This is a genomic window from Variovorax sp. Varisp46 (assembly GCF_059491885.1).
In genome coordinates, this window is the sequence record NZ_CP168515.1 from 874,369 (window position 1) to 894,172 (window position 19,804).

General features: G+C 66.4%; 21 protein-coding genes. 16 read left to right on the top strand and 5 right to left on the bottom strand.

The window, feature by feature from the left end; all coding sequences use genetic code 11:
• The first annotated feature begins 25 nt into the window (after positions 1-25).
• The 6 genes from ACEN9N_RS04045 to ntrC all read left to right on the top strand — a co-directional run bounded on the left by ACEN9N_RS04045 (position 26) and on the right by ntrC (position 6,556).
• Positions 26-916: an EI24 domain-containing protein gene (locus tag ACEN9N_RS04045; RefSeq protein ID WP_007829399.1), complete on the top strand. Its 891-nt coding sequence runs from the start codon at positions 26-28 to the stop codon at positions 914-916.
• Positions 913-1,713, top strand: a complete 801-nt coding sequence (locus tag ACEN9N_RS04050) for a competence/damage-inducible protein A (protein ID WP_495655394.1) — start codon at positions 913-915, stop codon at positions 1,711-1,713. The genes ACEN9N_RS04045 and ACEN9N_RS04050 overlap by 4 nt, the downstream gene beginning before the upstream one ends.
• Before the next feature lie 146 nt (positions 1,714-1,859).
• Positions 1,860-3,275, top strand: a complete 1,416-nt coding sequence (gene glnA / locus ACEN9N_RS04055; RefSeq protein ID WP_007829403.1) for a type I glutamate--ammonia ligase — start codon at positions 1,860-1,862, stop codon at positions 3,273-3,275.
• A gap of 135 nt (positions 3,276-3,410) precedes the next feature.
• Positions 3,411-3,917: a hypothetical protein gene (locus ACEN9N_RS04060; protein ID WP_007829405.1), complete on the top strand. Its 507-nt coding sequence runs from the start codon at positions 3,411-3,413 to the stop codon at positions 3,915-3,917.
• Between the two features lie 4 nt (positions 3,918-3,921).
• Positions 3,922-5,001 carry a nitrogen regulation protein NR(II) gene (gene glnL, locus ACEN9N_RS04065; RefSeq protein WP_056510423.1) on the top strand — a complete coding sequence of 360 codons (1,080 nt, stop codon included), beginning with the start codon at positions 3,922-3,924 and terminating at the stop codon, positions 4,999-5,001.
• A gap of 22 nt (positions 5,002-5,023) precedes the next feature.
• A complete protein-coding gene (gene ntrC, locus ACEN9N_RS04070; RefSeq protein WP_495655395.1) occupies positions 5,024-6,556 on the top strand; it encodes a nitrogen regulation protein NR(I) in 1,533 nt (510 codons plus the stop codon).
• 102 nt (positions 6,557-6,658) lie between these two features.
• On the opposite strand, the gene ACEN9N_RS04075 is transcribed toward ntrC, so the two are convergent.
• Positions 6,659-7,180: a hypothetical protein gene (locus ACEN9N_RS04075; protein ID WP_495655396.1), complete on the bottom strand. Its 522-nt coding sequence runs from the start codon at positions 7,178-7,180 to the stop codon at positions 6,659-6,661.
• Positions 7,181-7,183: 3 nt separating this feature from the next.
• A complete protein-coding gene (gene xth / locus ACEN9N_RS04080; protein WP_495655397.1) occupies positions 7,184-7,969 on the bottom strand; it encodes an exodeoxyribonuclease III in 786 nt (261 codons plus the stop codon).
• A 418-nt stretch (positions 7,970-8,387) separates the two neighbouring features.
• Between xth and ACEN9N_RS04085 the strand changes: the two genes are divergently transcribed.
• From ACEN9N_RS04085 to ACEN9N_RS04110, 6 genes are read left to right on the top strand one after another with little or no spacing between them, the layout of a single operon-like run.
• Entirely contained in the window at positions 8,388-9,701 is a 1,314-nt protein-coding gene (locus tag ACEN9N_RS04085) for an MFS transporter (protein ID WP_086012090.1), read from the top strand.
• Positions 9,702-9,733: 32 nt separating this feature from the next.
• On the top strand, positions 9,734-10,927 hold the full coding sequence (locus ACEN9N_RS04090; RefSeq protein ID WP_495655398.1) for a serine hydrolase domain-containing protein: 1,194 nt from the start codon (positions 9,734-9,736) through the stop codon (positions 10,925-10,927).
• A 5-nt stretch (positions 10,928-10,932) separates the two neighbouring features.
• The gene (locus ACEN9N_RS04095) at positions 10,933-11,661 is read left to right on the top strand and encodes a maleate cis-trans isomerase family protein (RefSeq protein WP_495655399.1); all 729 of its coding nucleotides are present in this window, start codon (positions 10,933-10,935) and stop codon (positions 11,659-11,661) included.
• A 48-nt stretch (positions 11,662-11,709) separates the two neighbouring features.
• Positions 11,710-13,137 carry a dihydropyrimidinase gene (gene hydA, locus ACEN9N_RS04100; RefSeq protein WP_495655400.1) on the top strand — a complete coding sequence of 476 codons (1,428 nt, stop codon included), beginning with the start codon at positions 11,710-11,712 and terminating at the stop codon, positions 13,135-13,137.
• 23 nt (positions 13,138-13,160) lie between these two features.
• Entirely contained in the window at positions 13,161-13,922 is a 762-nt protein-coding gene (locus ACEN9N_RS04105; RefSeq protein WP_495655401.1) for an aspartate/glutamate racemase family protein, read from the top strand.
• Positions 13,923-13,980: 58 nt separating this feature from the next.
• Positions 13,981-14,697: a GntR family transcriptional regulator gene (locus ACEN9N_RS04110; protein ID WP_413314724.1), complete on the top strand. Its 717-nt coding sequence runs from the start codon at positions 13,981-13,983 to the stop codon at positions 14,695-14,697.
• A gap of 81 nt (positions 14,698-14,778) precedes the next feature.
• Here the strand turns inward: ACEN9N_RS04110 and ACEN9N_RS04115 are convergent, their stop codons facing one another.
• The 3 genes from ACEN9N_RS04115 to ACEN9N_RS04125 form a co-directional block, all read right to left on the bottom strand.
• Positions 14,779-15,018, bottom strand: a complete 240-nt coding sequence (locus ACEN9N_RS04115; protein WP_007829428.1) for a hypothetical protein — start codon at positions 15,016-15,018, stop codon at positions 14,779-14,781.
• Between the two features lie 203 nt (positions 15,019-15,221).
• Positions 15,222-15,746: a dihydrofolate reductase gene (locus ACEN9N_RS04120; RefSeq protein ID WP_495655402.1), complete on the bottom strand. Its 525-nt coding sequence runs from the start codon at positions 15,744-15,746 to the stop codon at positions 15,222-15,224.
• Positions 15,747-15,751: 5 nt separating this feature from the next.
• Complete coding sequence (locus ACEN9N_RS04125; protein ID WP_007829430.1) at positions 15,752-16,594, bottom strand: thymidylate synthase; 843 nt, start codon at positions 16,592-16,594, stop codon at positions 15,752-15,754.
• 70 nt (positions 16,595-16,664) lie between these two features.
• Here ACEN9N_RS04125 and nthA point away from each other — a divergent pair, with 70 nt between their 5' ends.
• The 4 genes from nthA to ACEN9N_RS04145 all read left to right on the top strand — a co-directional run bounded on the left by nthA (position 16,665) and on the right by ACEN9N_RS04145 (position 19,802).
• On the top strand, positions 16,665-17,336 hold the full coding sequence (nthA, locus tag ACEN9N_RS04130) for a nitrile hydratase subunit alpha (protein WP_495655403.1): 672 nt from the start codon (positions 16,665-16,667) through the stop codon (positions 17,334-17,336).
• On the top strand, positions 17,333-17,998 hold the full coding sequence (gene nthB, locus ACEN9N_RS04135; RefSeq protein ID WP_495655404.1) for a nitrile hydratase subunit beta: 666 nt from the start codon (positions 17,333-17,335) through the stop codon (positions 17,996-17,998). Before nthA ends, nthB begins: the two co-directional genes overlap by 4 nt.
• A 61-nt stretch (positions 17,999-18,059) precedes the next feature.
• Entirely contained in the window at positions 18,060-18,428 is a 369-nt protein-coding gene (locus tag ACEN9N_RS04140) for a nitrile hydratase accessory protein (protein ID WP_007829434.1), read from the top strand.
• Positions 18,429-18,551: 123 nt separating this feature from the next.
• Positions 18,552-19,802 carry a glutamate carboxypeptidase gene (locus ACEN9N_RS04145; RefSeq protein WP_495655405.1) on the top strand — a complete coding sequence of 417 codons (1,251 nt, stop codon included), beginning with the start codon at positions 18,552-18,554 and terminating at the stop codon, positions 19,800-19,802.
• The last annotated feature ends 2 nt before the right edge of the window (positions 19,803-19,804 follow it).

The following is a 19,804-nucleotide window of genomic DNA, read 5'->3' on the forward strand; positions in this document are numbered from 1 at the left end:
TCCGACGCGTTATCCTCGCTGCCTCATGCGCCTGCTCCTCGACTCCTTCTGGCGCGCGGTCGCCTATTGCATGCTGCCGCGCGTGATCGTGCTGTCGCTGCTGCCTTTGGGCCTGATGGTGGTGCTGGCCGCGGGGCTCGGTTACTTCTACTGGGACGACGCGGTCGTATGGACGCGCGGCGCGCTCGACGCCTGGCCGCTGCTGTCGAGCTTCTGGGCCTGGATCGGCCGTCTTTTCTCCGGTGACGTCACTTCCGCACTGGCGTCCCTGGTCGTGGTGTTTGCCGCCACCCCGGTGATCGTGGTGCTCTGCCTGCTGATCGTGGCCGGCTTCATGGCGCCCGCGCTGACCAAGCTGGTGGCCGAGCGGCGCTTTCCCTCGCTCGAACAGAAAAAGGGCGCTTCGTTCTTCGGCAGCGTCGCGCGTTCGCTGGGCGTCACCATCCTGGCGCTGATCGCCCTCGTGGTGTCGATGCCGCTGTGGCTCATTCCGCCGCTGGTGCTGATCCTGCCGCCACTGATCTGGGGCTGGCTCACCTACCGCGTGATGAGCTTCGATGCGCTGGCCGAGCATGCCAGCCCCGAGGAGCGCACCGCGCTGCTGCGCGCGCATCGGCTGCCGCTGCTGTGCATCGGCGTGCTTTGCGGCTACCTGGGCGCCGCGCCCAGCATCGTCTGGGCATCAGGCCTGCTGTTCGCCGCCGCCTTCTTCGTGCTGGTGCCGATCGCCATCTGGATCTACACACTGGTCTTCGCCTTCTCGGCGCTCTGGTTCGCGCACTACTGCCTCGACGCGCTGGCGCAGCTGCGCGCCCAGCGCGCCGTGGCCGAAGCGTCGACCGCCGCCGGCACCACGTCGGCCCTCGAAGCCGAGGGAGCCAGCAAGGCCGCACTCTCTCAATGGGGTTCACCATGACACGCGCATTCGGTCTCATCGTCGTCGGCGACGAGATCCTTTCCGGCAAGCGGGCCGACAAGCACATGGCCAAGGTCATCGAGCTGCTCGCCGCGCGCGGCCTGCAGCTCGGCTGGGCGGAGTACGTGGGCGACGAGCCCACGCGCATCACCGCCGCGCTCATGCGTGCCTTTGCCTCGGGCGACATCGTTTTCTCGACCGGCGGCATCGGCGCCACGCCCGACGACCATACCCGCCAGTGCGCTGCGCAGGCGCTGCGCGTGCCGCTCGCGCTGCACCCCGAAGCCGAGATGCTGATCCGCGAACGCATGCGGGACACGGCGGACGAACAGGGCCTGCCCTATGAGCCCGACCGTCCCGACAACATCCACCGCCTCAACATGGGCGTGTTCCCGCAGGGCGCGACCATCATCCGCAACCCGTACAACAAGATTCCGGGTTTCAGCGTCGACCACGTGCATTTCGTGCCGGGCTTTCCGGTCATGGCCTGGCCCATGATCGAGTCCGTGCTCGACAGTCGCTACGCCGACCTGTTCACCCGCAATGCCGTCGCCGAGAAATCGGTGATCGTTTTCGGTGCCATGGAAGCCACGCTGACCCCGCTCATGCAGGCCATCGAGGCCGCGCACGCCGGCATCAAGGTGTTCAGCCTGCCCAGTGTCGACCACCCTGAATATGGCCGGCACATCGAGCTGGGCGTCAAAGGCGACCCCGGCCGGCTCGATGCCGCCTATGTCCAGCTGATCGAAGGGTTGCACACCTTTGATGCCAAGCTTGGCCCAGAATTGGTGCGTTGATGCCGATTGCACCAATTTGGTGAATTTCCGCCTCTATTTGGGGTTTGCAGCGCTCGCCAAAGCGTCGTCCGGTGAGGCGACAATGGCACAGAAACTGCATCCCTCGTCCCTGTATTCCTAACCACCATCCAACTCAGGAGAAACTGATGGCAAAGACCGTCGCCGATGTACTCAAGCTCGTCAAGGAAAACGAGGTCAAGTTCGTCGACTTCCGCTTCACCGACACCCGTGGCAAAGAGCAGCACGTCACCGTGCCGGTCTCGGCTTTCGATGAAGACAAATTCACCTCGGGCCACGCGTTCGACGGTTCGTCCATCGCCGGCTGGAAGGGCATCGAAGCTTCGGACATGCAGCTCATGCCCGACCCGAACACCGCCAACATCGACCCCTTCTTCGAAGAAACGACGCTGATCCTGACCTGCGACGTGATCGACCCCGCCGACGGCAAGGCCTACGAGCGCGATCCGCGTTCGCTCGCCAAGCGCGCCGAAGCCTACATGAAGGCCTCGGGCCTGGGCGACACCGCCTTCTTCGGTCCGGAACCCGAGTTCTTCGTGTTCGACGGCGTTCGCTGGAAGAACGACATGTCGGGCTGCTTCGTGAAGATCGACTCCGAAGAAGCCTCGTGGAACACCGACAAGGAATACGAGCACGGCAACACTGGCCACCGTCCCGCAGTCAAGGGTGGCTACTTCCCGGTTCCCCCGGTCGACAGCTTCCAGGACATGCGCTCGGAAATGTGCCTGGTGCTCGAATCGCTCGGCATCCCGGTCGAAGTGCATCACCATGAAGTGGCCAACGCCGGCCAGATGGAACTGGGCACCAAGTTCAGCACGCTGGTCCAGCGCGCCGACTGGGTCCAGCTGCAGAAGTACGTGATCCACAACGTGGCCCACGCCTACGGCAAGACCGCCACCTTCATGCCCAAGCCCATCGTCGGTGACAACGGCTCCGGCATGCACGTGCACCAGTCGGTCTGGAAGGACGGCAAGAACCTGTTCGCAGGCGACGGCTACGCAGGTCTCTCGGACTTCGCCCTGCACTACATCGGCGGCATCATCAAGCACGCCCGCGCGCTGAACGCCATCACGAACCCCGGCACCAACAGCTACAAGCGCCTGGTGCCCGGCTTCGAAGCCCCGGTGAAGCTGGCCTACTCGGCCAAGAACCGCTCGGCCTCGATCCGCATTCCGTTCGTGGCCAACCCGAAGGGCCGCCGCGTCGAAGCGCGCTTCCCCGATCCGCTGATGAACCCGTACCTCGGCTTCGCTGCGCTGCTGATGGCGGGCCTCGACGGCGTCGAAAACAAGATCCATCCGGGCGAAGCCGCCAGCAAGGACCTGTACCACCTGCCGCCGGAAGAAGACGCGCTGATCCCGACCGTCTGCCACAGCCTCGACCAGGCCCTGGAATACCTGGACAAGGACCGTGCCTTCCTGACCAAGGGCGGCGTGTTCACCGATGCATACATCGATGCGTACATCGAGCTGAAGATGCAGGAAGTCACGCGCTTCCGCATGGCGACCCACCCGGTCGAGTTCGACATGTACTACTCGCTGTAAAGGCGAGCCCCTGACGGGGATTCAAGACAAAAGGACGGCCTCGGCCGTCCTTTTTCATTGGCCTGGAACATTTGGTCACGGTTGGCATCGAATTGCACGAAAATGCACCTTTGTCGCCGCCCTCCACCGATACACATGAAGACTGCTTCTCTCATTTTTCTGGCCGGTTCATTGATCGCGCTACCGGCGCTCGCGCAGGAGCGCGTCTGGCGTTGCGGCAACGAGTACACCAACAACGCCACCATCGCCCAGCAGAAGGGCTGCAAGGTCATGGAAGGCGGCAACGTCACGGTCGTGCAAGGCACGAAAACTTCGGGCGGCTCCGCGTCGTCCGGTGGCTCCTCCGCGGCACGCGCACCGGCGGGCAGCCCGCGTGTCGAAGGTGTCGACCAGCGCGCGCGCGACGGCGAGGCGCGCTCGGTGCTCGAAGCCGAACTCAAGAAGGCGGAGGCACGCCAGGCCGAGCTGCAGAAGGAATACAACAACGGCGAGCCTGAAAAGCAGGGCAGCGAAGGCCGCAACTACCAGAAGTACCTGGACCGCGTCGCCGAAATGAAGGCCGAGCTGGCGCGCAACGAAAGCGACATCGCCGGCATCCGCCGCGAGATCGGCCGCCTGCCGAACAAGCAGCAGCCGCAATAGCCATATGGTGTTCGGGAAGAAGGCGAGCGGCGCCAATCCGCGCTTCCAGTCCTTCGACCTGCTGTCCACGCTGATCGCGGTGGTCAACAGCAACGGCTCGGTGCTGTTTGCTAATGCAGGCCTCGAAGACGCACTGGGCACATCGCGGCGCACCCTCGAAGGGTCGCAGTTCGGTGCGTGCTTTCACGAGCCGCAGGTGCTGCGCACGGCGATCGACGGCGCGAGCAGCAACGACTTCGCCACCCTGCGCTACGAAGCCTTCCTGCGCCGCGTCAACCACGAGCTCATGCCGGTGCAGGTCACGCTCGCGCATGGCGACAAGAAGGGCGAACTCATCATCGAGATGTCGCCGCTCGAGCATCAGGTGCGGCAGGACCGCGAAGAGCGCCTCATCGACCAGGCGCAAGCCAACAAGGAACTCATCCGCAACCTCGCGCACGAGATCAAGAACCCGCTCGGCGGCATCCGCGGCGCGGCACAGCTGCTGCAGATGGAGGTCGAATCGCGCGACCTCATCGAATACACCCAGGTCATCATCCACGAGGCCGACCGGCTGCAGACACTGGTCGACCGCCTGCTCGCGCCGCACCGCCGGCCGCACGTGGTGGGCGACGTCAACATCCACGAGGTGTGCGAGCGCGTGCGCTCGGTCATCCTTGCGGAGTTTCCGCGCGACCTGCACATCGAGCGCGATTTCGACGTGTCGATTCCCGAGTTCCGCGGCGACCGCGAGCAGCTCATCCAGGCCACGCTCAACATCACGCACAACGCCGCGCAGGCGCTGGCCGAGCGCCGCGCGGCCGGCGATGCGCAGATCACTTTCAAGACGCGCATCGCCCGCCAGGTGATCTTCAACAAGCAGTGGTATCGACTGGCACTGGAATTGCATGTCATCGACAATGGACCGGGTGTGCCGGACACGATCAAGGACCGCATCTTCTATCCGCTGGTATCGGGCAGGGAAGGCGGGACGGGGCTGGGATTGACGCTCGCACAGACTTTTGTGCAACAGCATCACGGCGTGATCGAGTGCGACAGCGTCCCGGGCCGAACCGATTTCAAGATATTGATACCGCTGCCCTAGCAGCCCGGCAACAAGGAGATGCATGAAGCCGATCTGGATAGTTGATGACGACCAATCGATTCGCTTCGTGCTCGAGAAGGCTCTGCTGCGCGAAGACTTGCCCACGCGCAGTTTCACGAACACGCGCGAGGTGCTCGCAGCACTCGAACAGGCCGCCGACGACGATCAGCAAGGTCCCCAGGTCCTGGTGAGCGACATCCGCATGCCCGGCGGCTCCGGGCTCGACCTGCTCGACAAGATCAAGGCCAAGCATCCCGGCCTGCCCGTCATCATCATGACGGCCTTTTCAGACCTCGACAGCGCCGTCTCGGCCTTCCAGGGCGGCGCCTTCGAATACCTGCCCAAGCCCTTCGACCTGCCGCGCGCGGTCGAGCTCATCCGCCGCGCCGTCGACGAAAGCCAGCGCGAGGAAGTCGCCGAAGAACGCATGGTCGCCGCGCCCGAGATGCTCGGCCAGGCGCCCGCCATGCAGGACGTTTTCCGCGCGATCGGCCGGCTCTCGCAGAGCAACGTCACGGTGCTCATCACCGGCGAATCGGGCTCGGGCAAGGAACTGGTGGCGCGTGCGCTGCACAAGCACTCGCCGCGCGCCAACGGCCCCTTCGTGGCCATCAACACCGCGGCCATCCCGAAGGACCTGCTCGAGAGCGAACTCTTCGGCCATGAGCGCGGTGCCTTCACCGGCGCGCAGACCATGCGCCGCGGCCGCTTCGAGCAGGCCGAGGGCGGCACGCTGTTCCTCGACGAAATCGGCGACATGCCCTTCGACCTGCAGACGCGCCTGCTGCGCGTGCTGAGCGATGGCCATTTCTACCGCGTGGGCGGCCACAACTCGGTGAAGGCCAACGTGCGCGTGATCGCCGCGACCCACCAGGACCTGGAGCAGCGCGTCAAGCTCGGCGGCTTTCGCGAAGACCTGTTCCACCGCCTCAACGTGATCCGCTTGCGCCTGCCGGCATTGCGCGAACGCGGCGAAGACGTGCCCGCGCTCACGCGCCACTTCCTGCAGGTGAGCGCGCGCCAGCTCGGCGTCGAGCCCAAGCGCATTTCCGACGCGGCGCTGGCCAGGCTCGCGGCCTTCAGCTTTCCGGGCAATGTGCGCCAGCTCGAGAACATCTGCCACTGGCTGACCGTGATGGCACCGGCCCAGCTGATCGAAGCGAAGGACCTGCCGCCCGAGGTGATGGCCGTCGGTGCAGGCGCCGAGGCCCACGTGCCCGAAGCCGTGGCTGCCGCGCCGGCTGCGATGGCCCAGTCCGTCGCATCGCCGCCGATTGCGGCCAGCGGTGAGTCAGCGCCCGTGCCCGCCGTATCCGAATCCACCGAAGCGCATGCAGGCGTGAGCAGTTGGGAAAGTGGCCTGGAGGTCGAGGCGCAGGCGCTGCTGGCGGCGGGCCGCACCGACGTCTGGGACGTGCTCACGCGCCGCTTCGAGTCGAGGCTGATCCTCACGGCCCTGGCCAACACGCGAGGCCGCCGCATCGAGGCCGCGCAGAAGCTCGGCATCGGGCGCAACACCATCACCCGAAAGATCCAGGAACTCGGGATCGAATGAGAAGGCCCTTCGGGGCTTTTTTACGACGCGACCCCAGCAGGGATGCCGCGGAACCGGCTTTGCCGGGCCGCCGGTATCGCCCCCTGCAGGGGGTGTGCCAAGCTACCTGCTGCGCTGGCCGAGCGTCAGCGAATCGATCTGGAATTTCCCGCTCTTGTCCCAGAGCCAGGTGTCAACGTACGTGTGAGCACCCAGCTTGCCCGGATTGGGCAGCGGCGACGTGGCCTTGATCAGTTCGGCAATCATCGGCGGCACTTCGGGCGCATGGCTCGGCGTGCGGCTGAACGTGACGTTCACTACCTTCCCGGTGGCGTCGATCTCGGTCTCGACCACCACCACCGCATACACCAGCGGCGGAATCTTGCCCTTGTAGATGCGGCTTGCGTACTTGTTGTAGATGTGGCGCGCGCCGATCTTGCGGTACGTTCGCACGGCCGGCGTTTGTGCAGTGATCAGCCGCACGGTGGGCACGTTGCGGTCGTCCGGCACGGCTTCGCCGGTGGTCGCGGTGGCGCCCGTACCGCCTTCGGGCTTGTCGGTGGGCTTCAGCAGGGAGCAGGCGGACAGCGCGAGTGCGGTGGCCGCCAATGCGATGCGGCCTGCGATGCGGGTGGGCACGGCCATCGGTCAGGCCCCCTGGTCCAGATCGAGCACCACCGGCGCATGGTCGCTCGGCTTTTCCCATTTGCGCGGCACGCGGTCAATGACGCAGCCCTTCACGCGCGGCACCAGCGGCTGGCTCACCAGGACGTGGTCGATGCGCAGCCCGCGGTTCTTCTGGTAGCCCAGCATGCGGTAGTCCCACCACGAATAGCTTTTCTCGGGCTGCTCGAACATGCGAAAGCTGTCTGTCAGGCCCAGGTCGAGCAGCGCCTTGAAATGGTTGCGCTCCTCGGTCGTGTGGTGGATCGTTTCCTTCAGGCCCACCGGGTCGAAGCTGTCGCGGTCTTCCGGCGTGATGTTGAAGTCGCCCAGCAGCACGAGGTTCGGGTTCGACACCATTTCCTGGCGCAGCCAGTCTCGCAGCGCGTCGAGCCACTTCAGCTTGTATTCGAACTTGTCGGTGCCCGGCGCCTGGCCGTTCACGAAGTAGCCGTTGACCACACGCAGCGGACCCGACGGCGTTTCAACGGTGGCCGCGATCACGCGCGACTGGTCGTCGGTGAAGCCACCAATGTTCTTCACCACGTCGCGCATTGGTGCAAGGCTGAGGACCGCCACGCCGTTGTAGGTCTTCTGGCCAAACACCGCCGCTTCGTAGCCGGCCGACTTGAGCACGTCGAGCGGGAACTTGTCGTCGGTCATCTTGAGCTCCTGCAGGCACAGCACGTCGACCGGATTGGCGATGAGCCAGTCGAGCACGTGCTGAAGGCGCGCGGTGAGGGAGTTGACGTTCCAGGTGGCGATTTTCATAAATTATTGTAAGTCATTGATTTCAAATGAAAATTTATCATTTTCAGAGCGTCTTTGGCAGCCTGCACACCCTTGGTGTGCCCGTTCGGCGTTTCGCTTTGCCTCGGTTGGCGTGCATGCAGCTGATCAGCTTAGCAAAAGCACTCGAACTTCCATTGCTTCTCGGGTAAGCGGGCGCAACAGCGGCGGCACCGCAGGGCGACGCCGCTGCTAGGTGCTTACCACTATCGTCAACAATATTGTCAACAATAATGTTGACGTTAATTTCAACAAAGCCTAGATTACGCCCGACAGCCTCGGTGGTGCACTGGCCCGGACCAGCCCGACCCGCGACTGCAAAGTTCGCCAGCGTGCCGGGTCCTTTTCCTGCAGGCTGGCATCCGTGCCACTGCAAGGAGACAAACCGATGCAAAACACCATGACGGACGGCGCCAAGGCGACCGCCGCAGCCCCCGACGCCGCCCACCAGCCCACCAAGGTGCGCTGGAAGATCTTCCTGATGATGTTGTTCCTGATCTCGATCAACTACATCGACCGGGCCTCGCTTTCGGTGGCCATGCCGCTGATCGCCAAGGAATTCGACATCGGCCCGGCCGTGCAGGGCCTGCTGCTCAGTTCGTTCTTCTGGACCTATGCGCTGATGCAGATCCCGGGCGGCATGCTGGCCGACCGCTTCGGCCCGCGCGTCGTCATCGCTGGCGCGACCGTGGGCTGGGGCGCCTTCCAGGCCATCGCTGCCCTCTGCACGGGCTGGGTTCCCTTGCTGTTGACGCGGCTGGGCCTGGGCGCGGCCGAGGCGCCGATCTACCCCGCGGGCGGCAAGCTCAACGGCATCTGGATGACCCAGACCGAACGTGGGCGCGGCGCCACCTTGCTCGACGGCGGTGCCCCCCTGGGTGCCGCGTTGGGCGCGATCCTGATCTCGGCATTGATTGCCGTGCTCGGGTCCTGGCGCCTGGCGTTCGTCATCGCCGGCGTCGGCACCGTGGTGGCAGGCTACTTCGCCTGGAGCTACATCCGCAACCATCCACGCCAGCATCCCGGTGTGAACGAGGCCGAAGCGCGCTACATCGAGGCCAGCCACGCCGCCGACGCCGCCAAGGAATCGGCCGACGCGAGCGGCCGGGTCCTCGACTTCTTCCGCTACCGCTCGGTGTGGGGCATGTTCTTCGGCTGGATGTGCTTCAACGCGCTGTTCTACGGCTTGCTCACGTGGATGCCCAACTACCTGTCGAAGGTGCACGGCTTCGACATCAAGCAGATGGGCGGCGCGGTGTTCATCATGTTCTTCTCGGGCTTCGTCGGCGAGATGTTCGGCGGCTGGCTGGCCGACAAGTGGCAGGCGGCCGGTGCCTCGCAGAGCAAGGTGCTGCGCACGCTGTTCGGCATCTCGTCGATCATCGCCACCATCGCCATCTTCATGGTGACCCAGATCAAGGACCCGGTCGCCGTGGTCGTGCTGCTGTCGGTGACGCTGTTCTTCCTGCGCTGGTGCGGCCTGTTCTGGTGCGTGCCGTCGATCCTCGGCACGCGTGCCCGGGTCGGCTTCCTCGGCGGCACCATGAACCTCGGCGGCAATGTCGCGGGCATCGGCGTGCCGATCGTGGTGGGCCTGATCGTGCAGGCGACCGGCTCGTACTTCATGGCGCTGATGCTGTTCACGGCGGCCGGTGCCGGCCTGTTCGTCTGCTCGACGATGCTGATCGACTACAGCAAGAAGCTGCCGGTCTGAAGCACGCAACCGAACCGGAAGGAGACGCTCCCATGTTTGTTTCTCATCTTCGTCTCGCGGCGGGTGCGGTTGCCCTGCACCTTGCCTTCGCCGGCGTGGCCCTGGCCCAGCCGGCGGTCGATGCCGAGCCCGGGATTGCCGTTGCGGTGCCCGAGGCCGTGGGCGTCGACTCCCAGCCGCTGGTGCGGCTGTCGGAATGGATCCGCAAGGAAAACCTCGACGTGCGCAGCTTCCTCGTGGTCAAGGACGGCAAGCTGGTCTTCGAGCGCTACAGCCAGGGGCTTACGCGCGACCACAACTACGAGCTGTACTCGATCACCAAGAACGTCACGGCGCTGGCGGCCGGCGTGCTGATCGACGAGGGCCGCTCACGCCTCGACGAGAAGATCGCGCCCATTCTGGCCAAGGCGCGTCCCGACCTGAAGGACGCGCTCGCAGACAAGCAGGCCATCGAACTGCGGCACGTGATGTCGATGTCGACCGGCCTGTTCTACGACTTCAAGCCGACCGACGACCCGATCTACTACGGCGCGCCGGACCGCCTGAAGCTCGCGGCCGGCACCACGCCCCGGCGCCCGCCCGGCGAGGCCTTCGACTACACCGACGTCAACCCCATCCTCGCGAGCGCCACGCTGGGCGCCGATGCCGGCATGCCGCTGCAGGCCTTCGCCGAGCAGAAGATCTTCAAGCCGATGGGCATGGTGCACTACGCCTGGGAGCGCGCGGACGACAAGGGGCTCGTGTCCTCCGGCTGGGGTCTGCGGCTGCGCGCCGTCGACATGGCCAAGCTCGGCATGCTGGTGCTGTCGGGCGGCCGCTGGAACGACCGGCAGATCACGTCGCAGGCCTGGATGCGGACCATGACCGCGCCGTCGTCCGCGCCCTGGTACGGGCAGTACTGGTGGATCAACGACATCGTCGCCACCGAGCCCGAGGTGCATGCCATGGGCTTCAAGGGCCAGTTCATCGTGGCGCTGCCGCAGCGCAATGCGGTGGTCGTCATGACGAGCATGCTGCCCATCGAGGGCGGCCTGCGCGAGTCGAAGAACGTGCTGGCGATCCGCCGCATGGTCAACGACTTCGTGCTGCCCGCGCTCGACAACGCCTCGCATGCGAGCCCGACGCCCGCGCGCCGCAAGGCCCTGGCGCGCGAACTCGACTTGGCCGCGCACCACCAGGGCAAGCCCGGCGCACCGGCCGACCCGACCGATACCCCCCGGCTCTGACGACCATGACGCAACGAAAGCTCATCGGCGTGCTGACGCCTTCCTCGAACACCGCGCTCGAACCGCTGACCAGCGCGATGGTCGCGGGCGTGCCTGGCGTCTCCGCGCATTTCTCGCGCTTCACCGTCACCGAGATCTCGATGCGCGACGCCTCGCTGAACCAGTTCGACGACAGCAAGATCCTCGACGCCGCGCGGCTGCTGGCCGACGCGCGTGTGGACACGATCTGCTGGAGCGGCACCTCGGCCAGCTGGCTCGGCTTCGAGAAAGACCAGGCGCTGTGCGCGCGCATCACCGAGGCGACCGGTATCCCGGCCACCACCTCGGTGCTGGCGCTCAACGAACTGCTGGCCGCGCAGGGCGCGCGCACGCTGGGCCTGGTATCGCCGTATGTCGAGGACGTGCAGCAGCGCATCGTCGCCAACTACGCGGGCATCGGCATCGACTGCGTGGCCGAGCGCCACCTGGACCTGACGGTGAACTTCGCGTTCAGCGAGGTCGAGCCCGACACGCTGCGCCGCATGCTGCGCGAGGTGGCACAACAGCGCCCCGACGCGATCACCATCATGTGCACAAACCTCAGCGGCGCGCAGCTGGTCGAAGAAATGGAGCGCGAGCTAGGCATCCCGATCTACGACTCGGTGGCCACCGTGGTCTGGCGCGCGTTGAAGACGGTCGGCGTCGATCCGAGCGCCGTGAAGGGCTGGGGCCGGCTGTTCGACGCGAAGGCCTGAACGGCCACCACCGACCATCAGACACAGACATAAAAGCAAAGAAAGACCATGACCTTCCGCGACCTCGATCTCGTGGTGCGCAACGCCCGCGTTGCCACCGCCAGCGACACCTTCGATTCGGACATCGGCATCCGCGACGGCCGCATCGTGCAGCTCGGCCTCGGCCTGCCGCCGGGGCGGCAGGAGATCGATGCCGCCGGCCGCTACGTGACGCCGGGCGGCGTCGACGCCCATTGCCACCTCGACCAGCCGATGGAGCCGCCGGTGCGCATGGCCGACAACTTCGACACCGGCACCCGCGCGGCGGCCTGCGGCGGCACGACCACCGTGATCCCGTTCGCGGCGCAGCACAAGGGCCAGTCGCTGCGCGCCGCCGTGCAGGACTACCACCAACGCGCCGAAGGCCGCGCCCACGTGGACCACGCCTTTCACCTGATCGTGAGCGACCCGACCGAGGAAGTACTCAAGCATGAGCTGCCGCAGCTCATCGCCGAGGGCTACACCTCCTTCAAGATCTACATGACCTACGACGATCTGAAGCTGGACGACGGCCAGATCCTCGACGTGCTGGCGGTGGCCAGGGAGCAGGGCGCGATGGCCATGATCCATGCCGAGAATGCCGACTGCATCGAGTGGCTGACCAAGCGGCTCGAAGCCAGCGGACGCACTGCGCCGCGCTTTCATGCGCATGCGCGGCCGATGCTGGTCGAGCGCGAGGCGACGCACCGCGCGATCGCGCTGTCGGAACTGGTCGACGTGCCGATCATGATCGTGCACGTGTCCGGGCGCGAAGCCGTCGAGCAGATCCGCTGGGCGCGCGCACATGGCCTGAGCGTGTTCGCCGAGACCTGCCCGCAGTACCTGTTCCTGACCGCCGAAGACTTGGGGCTAGACGACAGCTACCAGGGCGCGCGCTGCGTCTGCAGTCCGCCGCCGCGCAACCGCGAGAACCAGCAGGTGATCTGGAACGGGCTGTCGGACGGGCTGTTCACGATCTTCTCTTCGGACCATGCGCCGTTCCGCTACGACGCACCCGAGGGCAAGAAGCCCGGCGGCGAAGAGGTGGCGTTTCGCCACATTCCGAACGGCATTCCCGGCATCGAGACGCGGCTGCCGCTCTTGTTTTCGCACGGCGTGCTCGATGGGCGCATCACCATCAACAAGTTCGTCGAGCTGACGTCCACCAACCCCGCCAAGGCCTACGGGCTGCACCCGCGCAAGGGCACGATCGCCGTCGGCGCCGATGCCGACCTCGTGGTCTGGGGCACCACGCCGCGCGCCATCCGCAACGCTGATCTGCACCACGACGTCGACTACACGCCCTACGAGGGCATCGAGGTGAAAGCCTGGCCGGCGCTAACGTTGGCGCGCGGCGAGGTCGTGTGGGACGGCGAACGCTTCCATCCGCGCGCCGGACGCGGAGAATTCCTGCGCCGGGGCGAGCCCACCTTGCTGCCGAGCCGCCGACCGGCCTGAGCCAATCGCCTGGAGACATTGCCATGAACCTGCTGCTGATCAACCCCAACACCTCGCAAAGCGTCTCGGACCTGATCGCGGCCGAAGCCCGGCGTGCGGCCGCGCGCGACACGCGCATCGAGGTGCTGACCGCACCCTTCGGTGTCGCCTACATCGAGACCCGCTTTGAATCGCTGATCGGCGCCTATGCCGCCGCTACGCTCGCGGCGGAGCACCACGCGCGGCACGACGCCATCGTGGTCGCGGCCTTCGGTGACCCCGGCATCGACGGCCTGCGCGAGGCGCTCGACATCCCCGTGGTCGGCCTGACCGAGGCCGCGCTGATGAGCGCGTGCCTGCTGGGCAAGCGCTTCTCGATCGTCGCGATCTCGCGGCGCATCACGGCGTGGTACCGCGAGTGCGTGCAGGCCAACGGCCTGATCGACCGGCTGGCGAGCATCCGCAGTCTCGACGGTCCGCTCAAGGACATCGGGCACGTGCAGGACGACCACGGCCAGCGACTGGAGGCGTTGTGCATGTCGGCCATCGAGGACGACGGCGCGGATGTGATCATCATCGCCGGCGCGCCGCTGGCGGGCCTGGCGCGTTCGATCAAGGACCGCATTCCGGTGCCGGTGGTCGATGGTGTGTCGAGCGCCGTGTGCCATGCCCAGACGCTCGTGTCGCTGGCGCCTGCGCCGGCGCGCCGGGGCAGCTTTGCGCCGCCGCCGATCAAGCCGAACCAGGGGCTGCCAGACGCCTTGGCGCGGCTGCTGGCGCGCGATGCCGGATGCAGCACGGGCTGAGGTTGCGGGTCCCGTGGCGCTCTGCAGCGTAGGGGGGCCGCCGATAGAATCGGCGCCGATGTCCACCAAAGCCCCAGCCCGCAAGACCAGCGCGAACGGCGCGGCCAACGCCCGCGAACACAGTGTCGAGGAGATCGCCGAGAAGATCTCGGCAGCCATCCTCGAGCACCGTCTCGCGCCCGGCACGAAGCTGGGGGAAGACAGGCTGGCCACGATCTTCGCGACCAGCCGCGCCAAGGTGCGCGAAGTGCTGGCCCGGCTGGCTCACGAGCAGATCGTCGAGCTGGTGCCGCAACGCGGCGCCTTCGTCGCCAAGCCCACCATCGAGCAGGCGCAGGACGTGTTCGAGGCGCGCCGCCTCATCGAACCCGGCGTGCTGCGCCGCCTCATCCGTACGCTCGACGACACCAAGAAGCAGCGCCTGCAGCGCCACATCGAGCTCGAGGCCGACGCGCGACGCCGCGACGACAAGCGCGCCATCGTCCGCCTGTCGGGTGAGTTCCATGTGCTGCTGGCCGAACTGGCCGGCAACTCGGCTCTGGCGCGATCGATGCGCGAGCTGTCGGTGCTGACCTGCCTGATCATCTCGCTGTACGACGCCCCCACGGCCACCAGTTGCCGCGCCGACGAGCACGAGGAAATCGTCGCTGCCGTGAACCGCGGCGATGCCCAGCGCGCCGAGAAGCTGATGCTGCATCACCTGGACCACATCGAGCAGAGCCTGAAGCTGGACGACAGCGCCGAAGAGGTCGACCTCGAAAGCGTGTTCAGCTGAAGCAGGAACGGTGCAGGCGAGCCGTGCGCCCCGGAATTGGCACGCTCAATGACATCGTTCATGCGCCGCAGGCGCGGCTTCCTACAGTTCGATGAATGCCGACGTGGCTTTGTTGAGCGCCAGCTTGCCCTTGGCGGTGATCGATTCGACCTGGGCCAGCTGGCGTATCGCGCGCGCATCGGGCGCTCGGTCCGAGGGCGGAATGAAGGCCGTCACCAACTCTGCCGCACGCAGCACGCGCAGCCTGTCGATGTCTGCCGGCGTGTGAATGACGTATGGCAATTTCTGCTCGGCGATGACCCGAAGAAATTCCATGGACATGAACCGTCTCCTTGGGTTGAGGGCGGGAGCGACATTTTGCGCACAAACAATGGCGTTGTCTAAACCCTGAGCCGCGCATGCCTTTACACGCGTGTACCGAAGTGTTCCTTTCGCGCTGAAAGGAGCGACGAAGGTGCCAGTTTGTTTCTGGTAACCGGGCGACTATTTTTGTTGAGCGTCAGGGCCGGCCAAACTGTCGCCGCTCATCCGTTCGGGGATGCGATGCGCTCGTAGGTCACGAAGCTGAAGCCCAGGCCTTCCTTGGCCGAGACATGCGATTCGCGCTGCGTCTCGCGCCACACGGCTGCGTCGAGATCCGGAGCATAGGCATCGCCTTCGTAGTTGCGCGCAACCTCGGTCACGACCGCGCGCTGCGCGAGCGGCTCGGCTTCGGCGTAGATCTGCGCGCCGCCGATGACCCATACGGCGTCGGCCTTCGATGACGATTCGCAAAGCGACAGTGCCTCCTGCAGGCTGCCCGCGCGCAGCGCGCCGTCGGCCTGCCAGTCGGGCTGCCGTGTCACCACGATGTTCTGCCGGCCCGGCAGTGGCCGGAAGCGTGGCGGCAGCGAGTCCCAGGTCTTGCGGCCCATGATCACCGGCGCGCCCACGGTCTGCTGCTTGAAGTGCGCCATGTCCTCCGGGATGTGCCAGGGGATCGTGTTGTTCGCGCCGATCACGCCGTTGGCGGCGCGCGCGAAGATGAGGTTGACGCGGGACTTGCTCATTCCGCTCATACCGCCACGGGCGCCTTGATCGGATCGCCGTGCCGGTAGTCCAGCACCTCGAAGTCTTCGTACTGGTATTCGAAGATCGACGCCGGCTTGCGCTTGATGTTCAGCGTGGGGTAGGGGTAGGGCGTGCGGCTGAGCTGCAGCGCGACCTGCTCGGCGTGGTTGCTGTAAATGTGGCAGTCGCCGCCGGTCCAGATGAAGTCGCCCACGTCGAGGTCGCACTGCTGCGCCACCATGTGCGTGAGCAGCGCGTAGCTCGCGATGTTGAAGGGCACGCCCAGGAAGATGTCGGCGCTGCGCTGGTAGAGCTGGCAGCTGAGCTTGCCCCGTTCGCCTTCGGCCTGCGGCGGCGCCACGTAGAACTGGAAGAAGGCATGGCAGGGCATCAGCGCCATCTTCGACAGCTCGGCCACGTTCCATGCGCTCACGATGATGCGGCGCGAATCGGGGTTGCTCTTCAGCGTCTTTATGACGTCGGCGATCTGGTCGATATGGCCGCCGTCGGGCGTGGGCCAGCTGCGCCATTGCACGCCGTATACCGGGCCCAGGTCACCGTCCTCGCGCGCCCATTCGTCCCAGATGGTGACGCCGCGTTCCTTGAGCCAGTTGTTGTTGCTCGACCCGGTCAGGAACCACAGCAGCTCCTGGATGATGGACTTCAGGTGCACCTTCTTCGTGGTGACCAGCGGGAAGCCCTCGTTCAGGTCGAAGCGCATCTGGTGGCCGAACACGCTCTTGGTGCCCGTGCCCGTGCGGTCGCTCTTGAAGACGCCATGCGTGTCGACGTGGCGCATGAAGTCTTCGTACTGGGAGCGGACGGGGCGGGCGGGCGTGGAGGTCATGGGCGAAAGGCTTCCGGGGGATCTGGCGGGAGGCTTCGAATTTTAAGTGCCCGGGCGTAGCATCGCCGGAATGAGCGCAGACCACCCCCACGACGACAGCGGCCACGGTCACCACCACGGCCACGATCATGACCACGAACACAGCGAACTCGGCGAGATGGACCTGCGCGTGCGTGCGCTCGAAAGCGTGCTCGCGCAGAAGGGCTACATCGACCCGGGCGCGCTCGACGTGCTGATCGACACCTACCAGACCCGCATCGGCCCGCGCAACGGCGCAAGGGTGGTGGCGCGGGCCTGGGTCGATCCGGCCTTCCGGCAGTGGCTGCTGGCCGACGCCACGGCAGCCATCGCCTCGCTGGGCTACACGGGGCGGCAGGGCGAGCACATGGTGGCAGTGGAGAACACCGACGATACGCACCACATGGTGGTGTGCACCCTGTGCAGTTGCTATCCGTGGCCGGTGCTGGGCCTGCCGCCCACCTGGTACAAGAGCGCGCCGTACCGCTCGCGCGCGGTGAAGGACCCGCGCGGCGTGCTCGCCGATTTTGGCGTGACCCTGCCCGAGACCACGCGCATCCGCGTGTGGGATTCGACCGCCGAGGTGCGCTACCTCGTCATCCCGCAGCGGCCCACCGGCACCGAAGGCCTGAGCGAAGAAGAGCTCGCCGCATTGGTTTCACGCGATTCGATGATCGGCACGCGGCTGGCCGGTGCACCAGTTGAAGCCGGGAGCGACGCATGAGCTACGCGACGAAGGCCGACCTCGGCGGACAGCCCGGCTTCGGCAAGGTGGTGCCCGAAGCCGAGGGCGAACTCTTCCATGCCGATTGGGAGCCGCGCGTGCTGGCGCTCGTGCTGGCCATGGGCGCGACGGGCTCGTGGAACATCGATGCGAGCCGCTCCGTGCGCGAGACGCTGCCCGACTATGGCGAGCTGAGCTACTACCAGATCTGGCTTCGCGCGCTGGAGCAGCTGATGCTGCAGCGCGGGCAGCTCTTTCCCGACGAGATCGCCAGCGGCGAGGTGAGCCATGCTGCCGCGCCCGTGGCCCGCGTGCTGCGCGCGACCGATGTGCAGTCGGTGCTCGCCAAAGGCTCGCCCGCCGAGCGGCCGGCGCCTGCACCGGCCCGCTTTGCCCTGGGGCAGAAGGTGCGTATGCACCTCGGCAAGGTCGACCATCACACGCGGCTGCCGGCCTATGTGCAGGGCAAGCGCGGCACCATCGTTCACGTACATGGCGCGCATGTGTTCGCAGACACCAACGCGCAGGGGCTCGGCGAGCAGCCGCAGTGGCTCTACACGGTGGAGTTCGACGAAGCCGAACTGTGGGGCGACGATGCGCCGCGCCAGAACCTCTCGGTGTCGGTGGATGCGTGGGAGAGCTATCTGGAGGCCGTGGCATGAGCGCCGCGCCGGGCCGCCCCAAGCAAGCTCGCACCGCAGTGCGAAGCACGAAGGTATTCCAATGAGCGGCGAGCGCATGCCGCTGTCGCCCGGCATGCCGCGCGATGCGGACGGGCCGGTGTTCAGCGCGCCATGGGAGGCCCAGGCCTTCGCGATGACGCTTGCGCTGCACGAGCGCGGCCTCTTCACATGGCCCGAATGGGCCGAGGCGCTGGCGGCGCAGATCTCCGAGGCTCAGGCCGCGGGCGACCCCGACACCGGCCAGACCTACTACCTGCACTGGCTGGCCGCGCTCGAGAAGCTAGTGGCCGCCAAGGGCGCCAGCTCGGGCGACGAGCTGGCCCGCTACCGGCATGCCTGGGAGCACGCGGCCGGCCGCACGCCGCATGGGCAGCCGATCGAGCTGCGCGGGGAGGACTTTCCCGGCTGAACTGTCTGTAGAGTGCGAGCGGCAAGGCGGGTGCGAGCCCGCCGCGCTTTCCCCGGAACCTCCTTCAACAGAACGGACAACATGACGACTCACTCGCGCCATCCCGCTTCGGCTTCTTCGGCCATGAAATCCCGGACTCCCGCTCGCCGCCACATGCTCGCCATCGCCCAGTGCACCGCGCTCGCGTGCGCCCTGCTGGCTGGCAACGCCATGGCCCAGAAGCCGCACCAGGGCGTGCTCGACGCCGCCACGCAAAGCAAGGACGAGGCGCTGAAGATGCTGGAGCGCATGGTCAACATCGACTCCGGCTCGACCGACACGGCGGGCCTGGACAAGGTCCGCGAGATGGCGGTGGAAGAGCTGCGCAAGCTCGGCGCGCGCATCGAGACCTTTCCGGCCGATCCGCATCCCGGCACCAACGTGGTGGCCACGCTGACAGGGCAGGGCAAGAAGAAGATCCTGATCCTCGCGCACATGGACACCGTCTTCAAGGAAGGCACGGCCGCGGCCAAGCCCTTCTACATCAAGGACGGCCGCGCCTACGGCCCCGGCGTGATGGACGACAAGGGCGGCGTGATCGCCGGGCTCTATGCGCTGAAGATCCTCAAGCAGGTCGGCTTCCAGGACTACGGGCAGATCACCTTCCTGCTCGACACCAACGAGGAGGTCGGCTCCGTCGGCACCAGCGCGCTGATCGAGCGCATCGCCAAGCAGCACGACGTGGCGTTGAACCTGGAGCCGGGCCGACCGGCCGATGGCCTCGTGGTCGAGCGCAAGGGCTCGGCCACCGCGCTCGTCGAGGTGAAGGGGCTGGCCGCTCACGCGGGCGTGGCGCCCGAGGCCGGCCGCAATGCGGCGATGGAAGTGGCGCACCAGGTGCTGCAGCTGTCGAAGACGGCCGATGCCGCGAAGAAGACCACGGTCAACTTCACGGTGCTCACGGCCAATGGACCGACCAACGTGATTCCGGCGACCGCGAGCGCCAAGGGCGACGTGCGCGCGGCCACGCCCGAGGAGCTCGACCGCGTCGAGAAAGACCTGGTCCGCATCTCGCAGAACAAGCTGATCCCCGAGACCGAGGTGCGCGTGCGACTGATCCGCGGCCTGCCGCCGATGCCGCGTTCGACCGCGTCCGACAAGCTGGTGCGCATGGCCGAAGGCATCTACGGCGAGATCGGCAAGAAGCTCACCATCGAGAGCAGCGGCGGCGCGGCCGATGCGAGCCTGGTGGCAGGCGTCGGCGTGCCGGTGCTCGATGGCTTCGGCATCGTGGGTGGCGGCATCCACACGCCGGAGGAATATGCGGAGGTAGGGAGCGTGGTGCCGCGCCTCTACCTGCTGTCGCGCATGCTGATGGACCTGAGCGCGAACTGAGA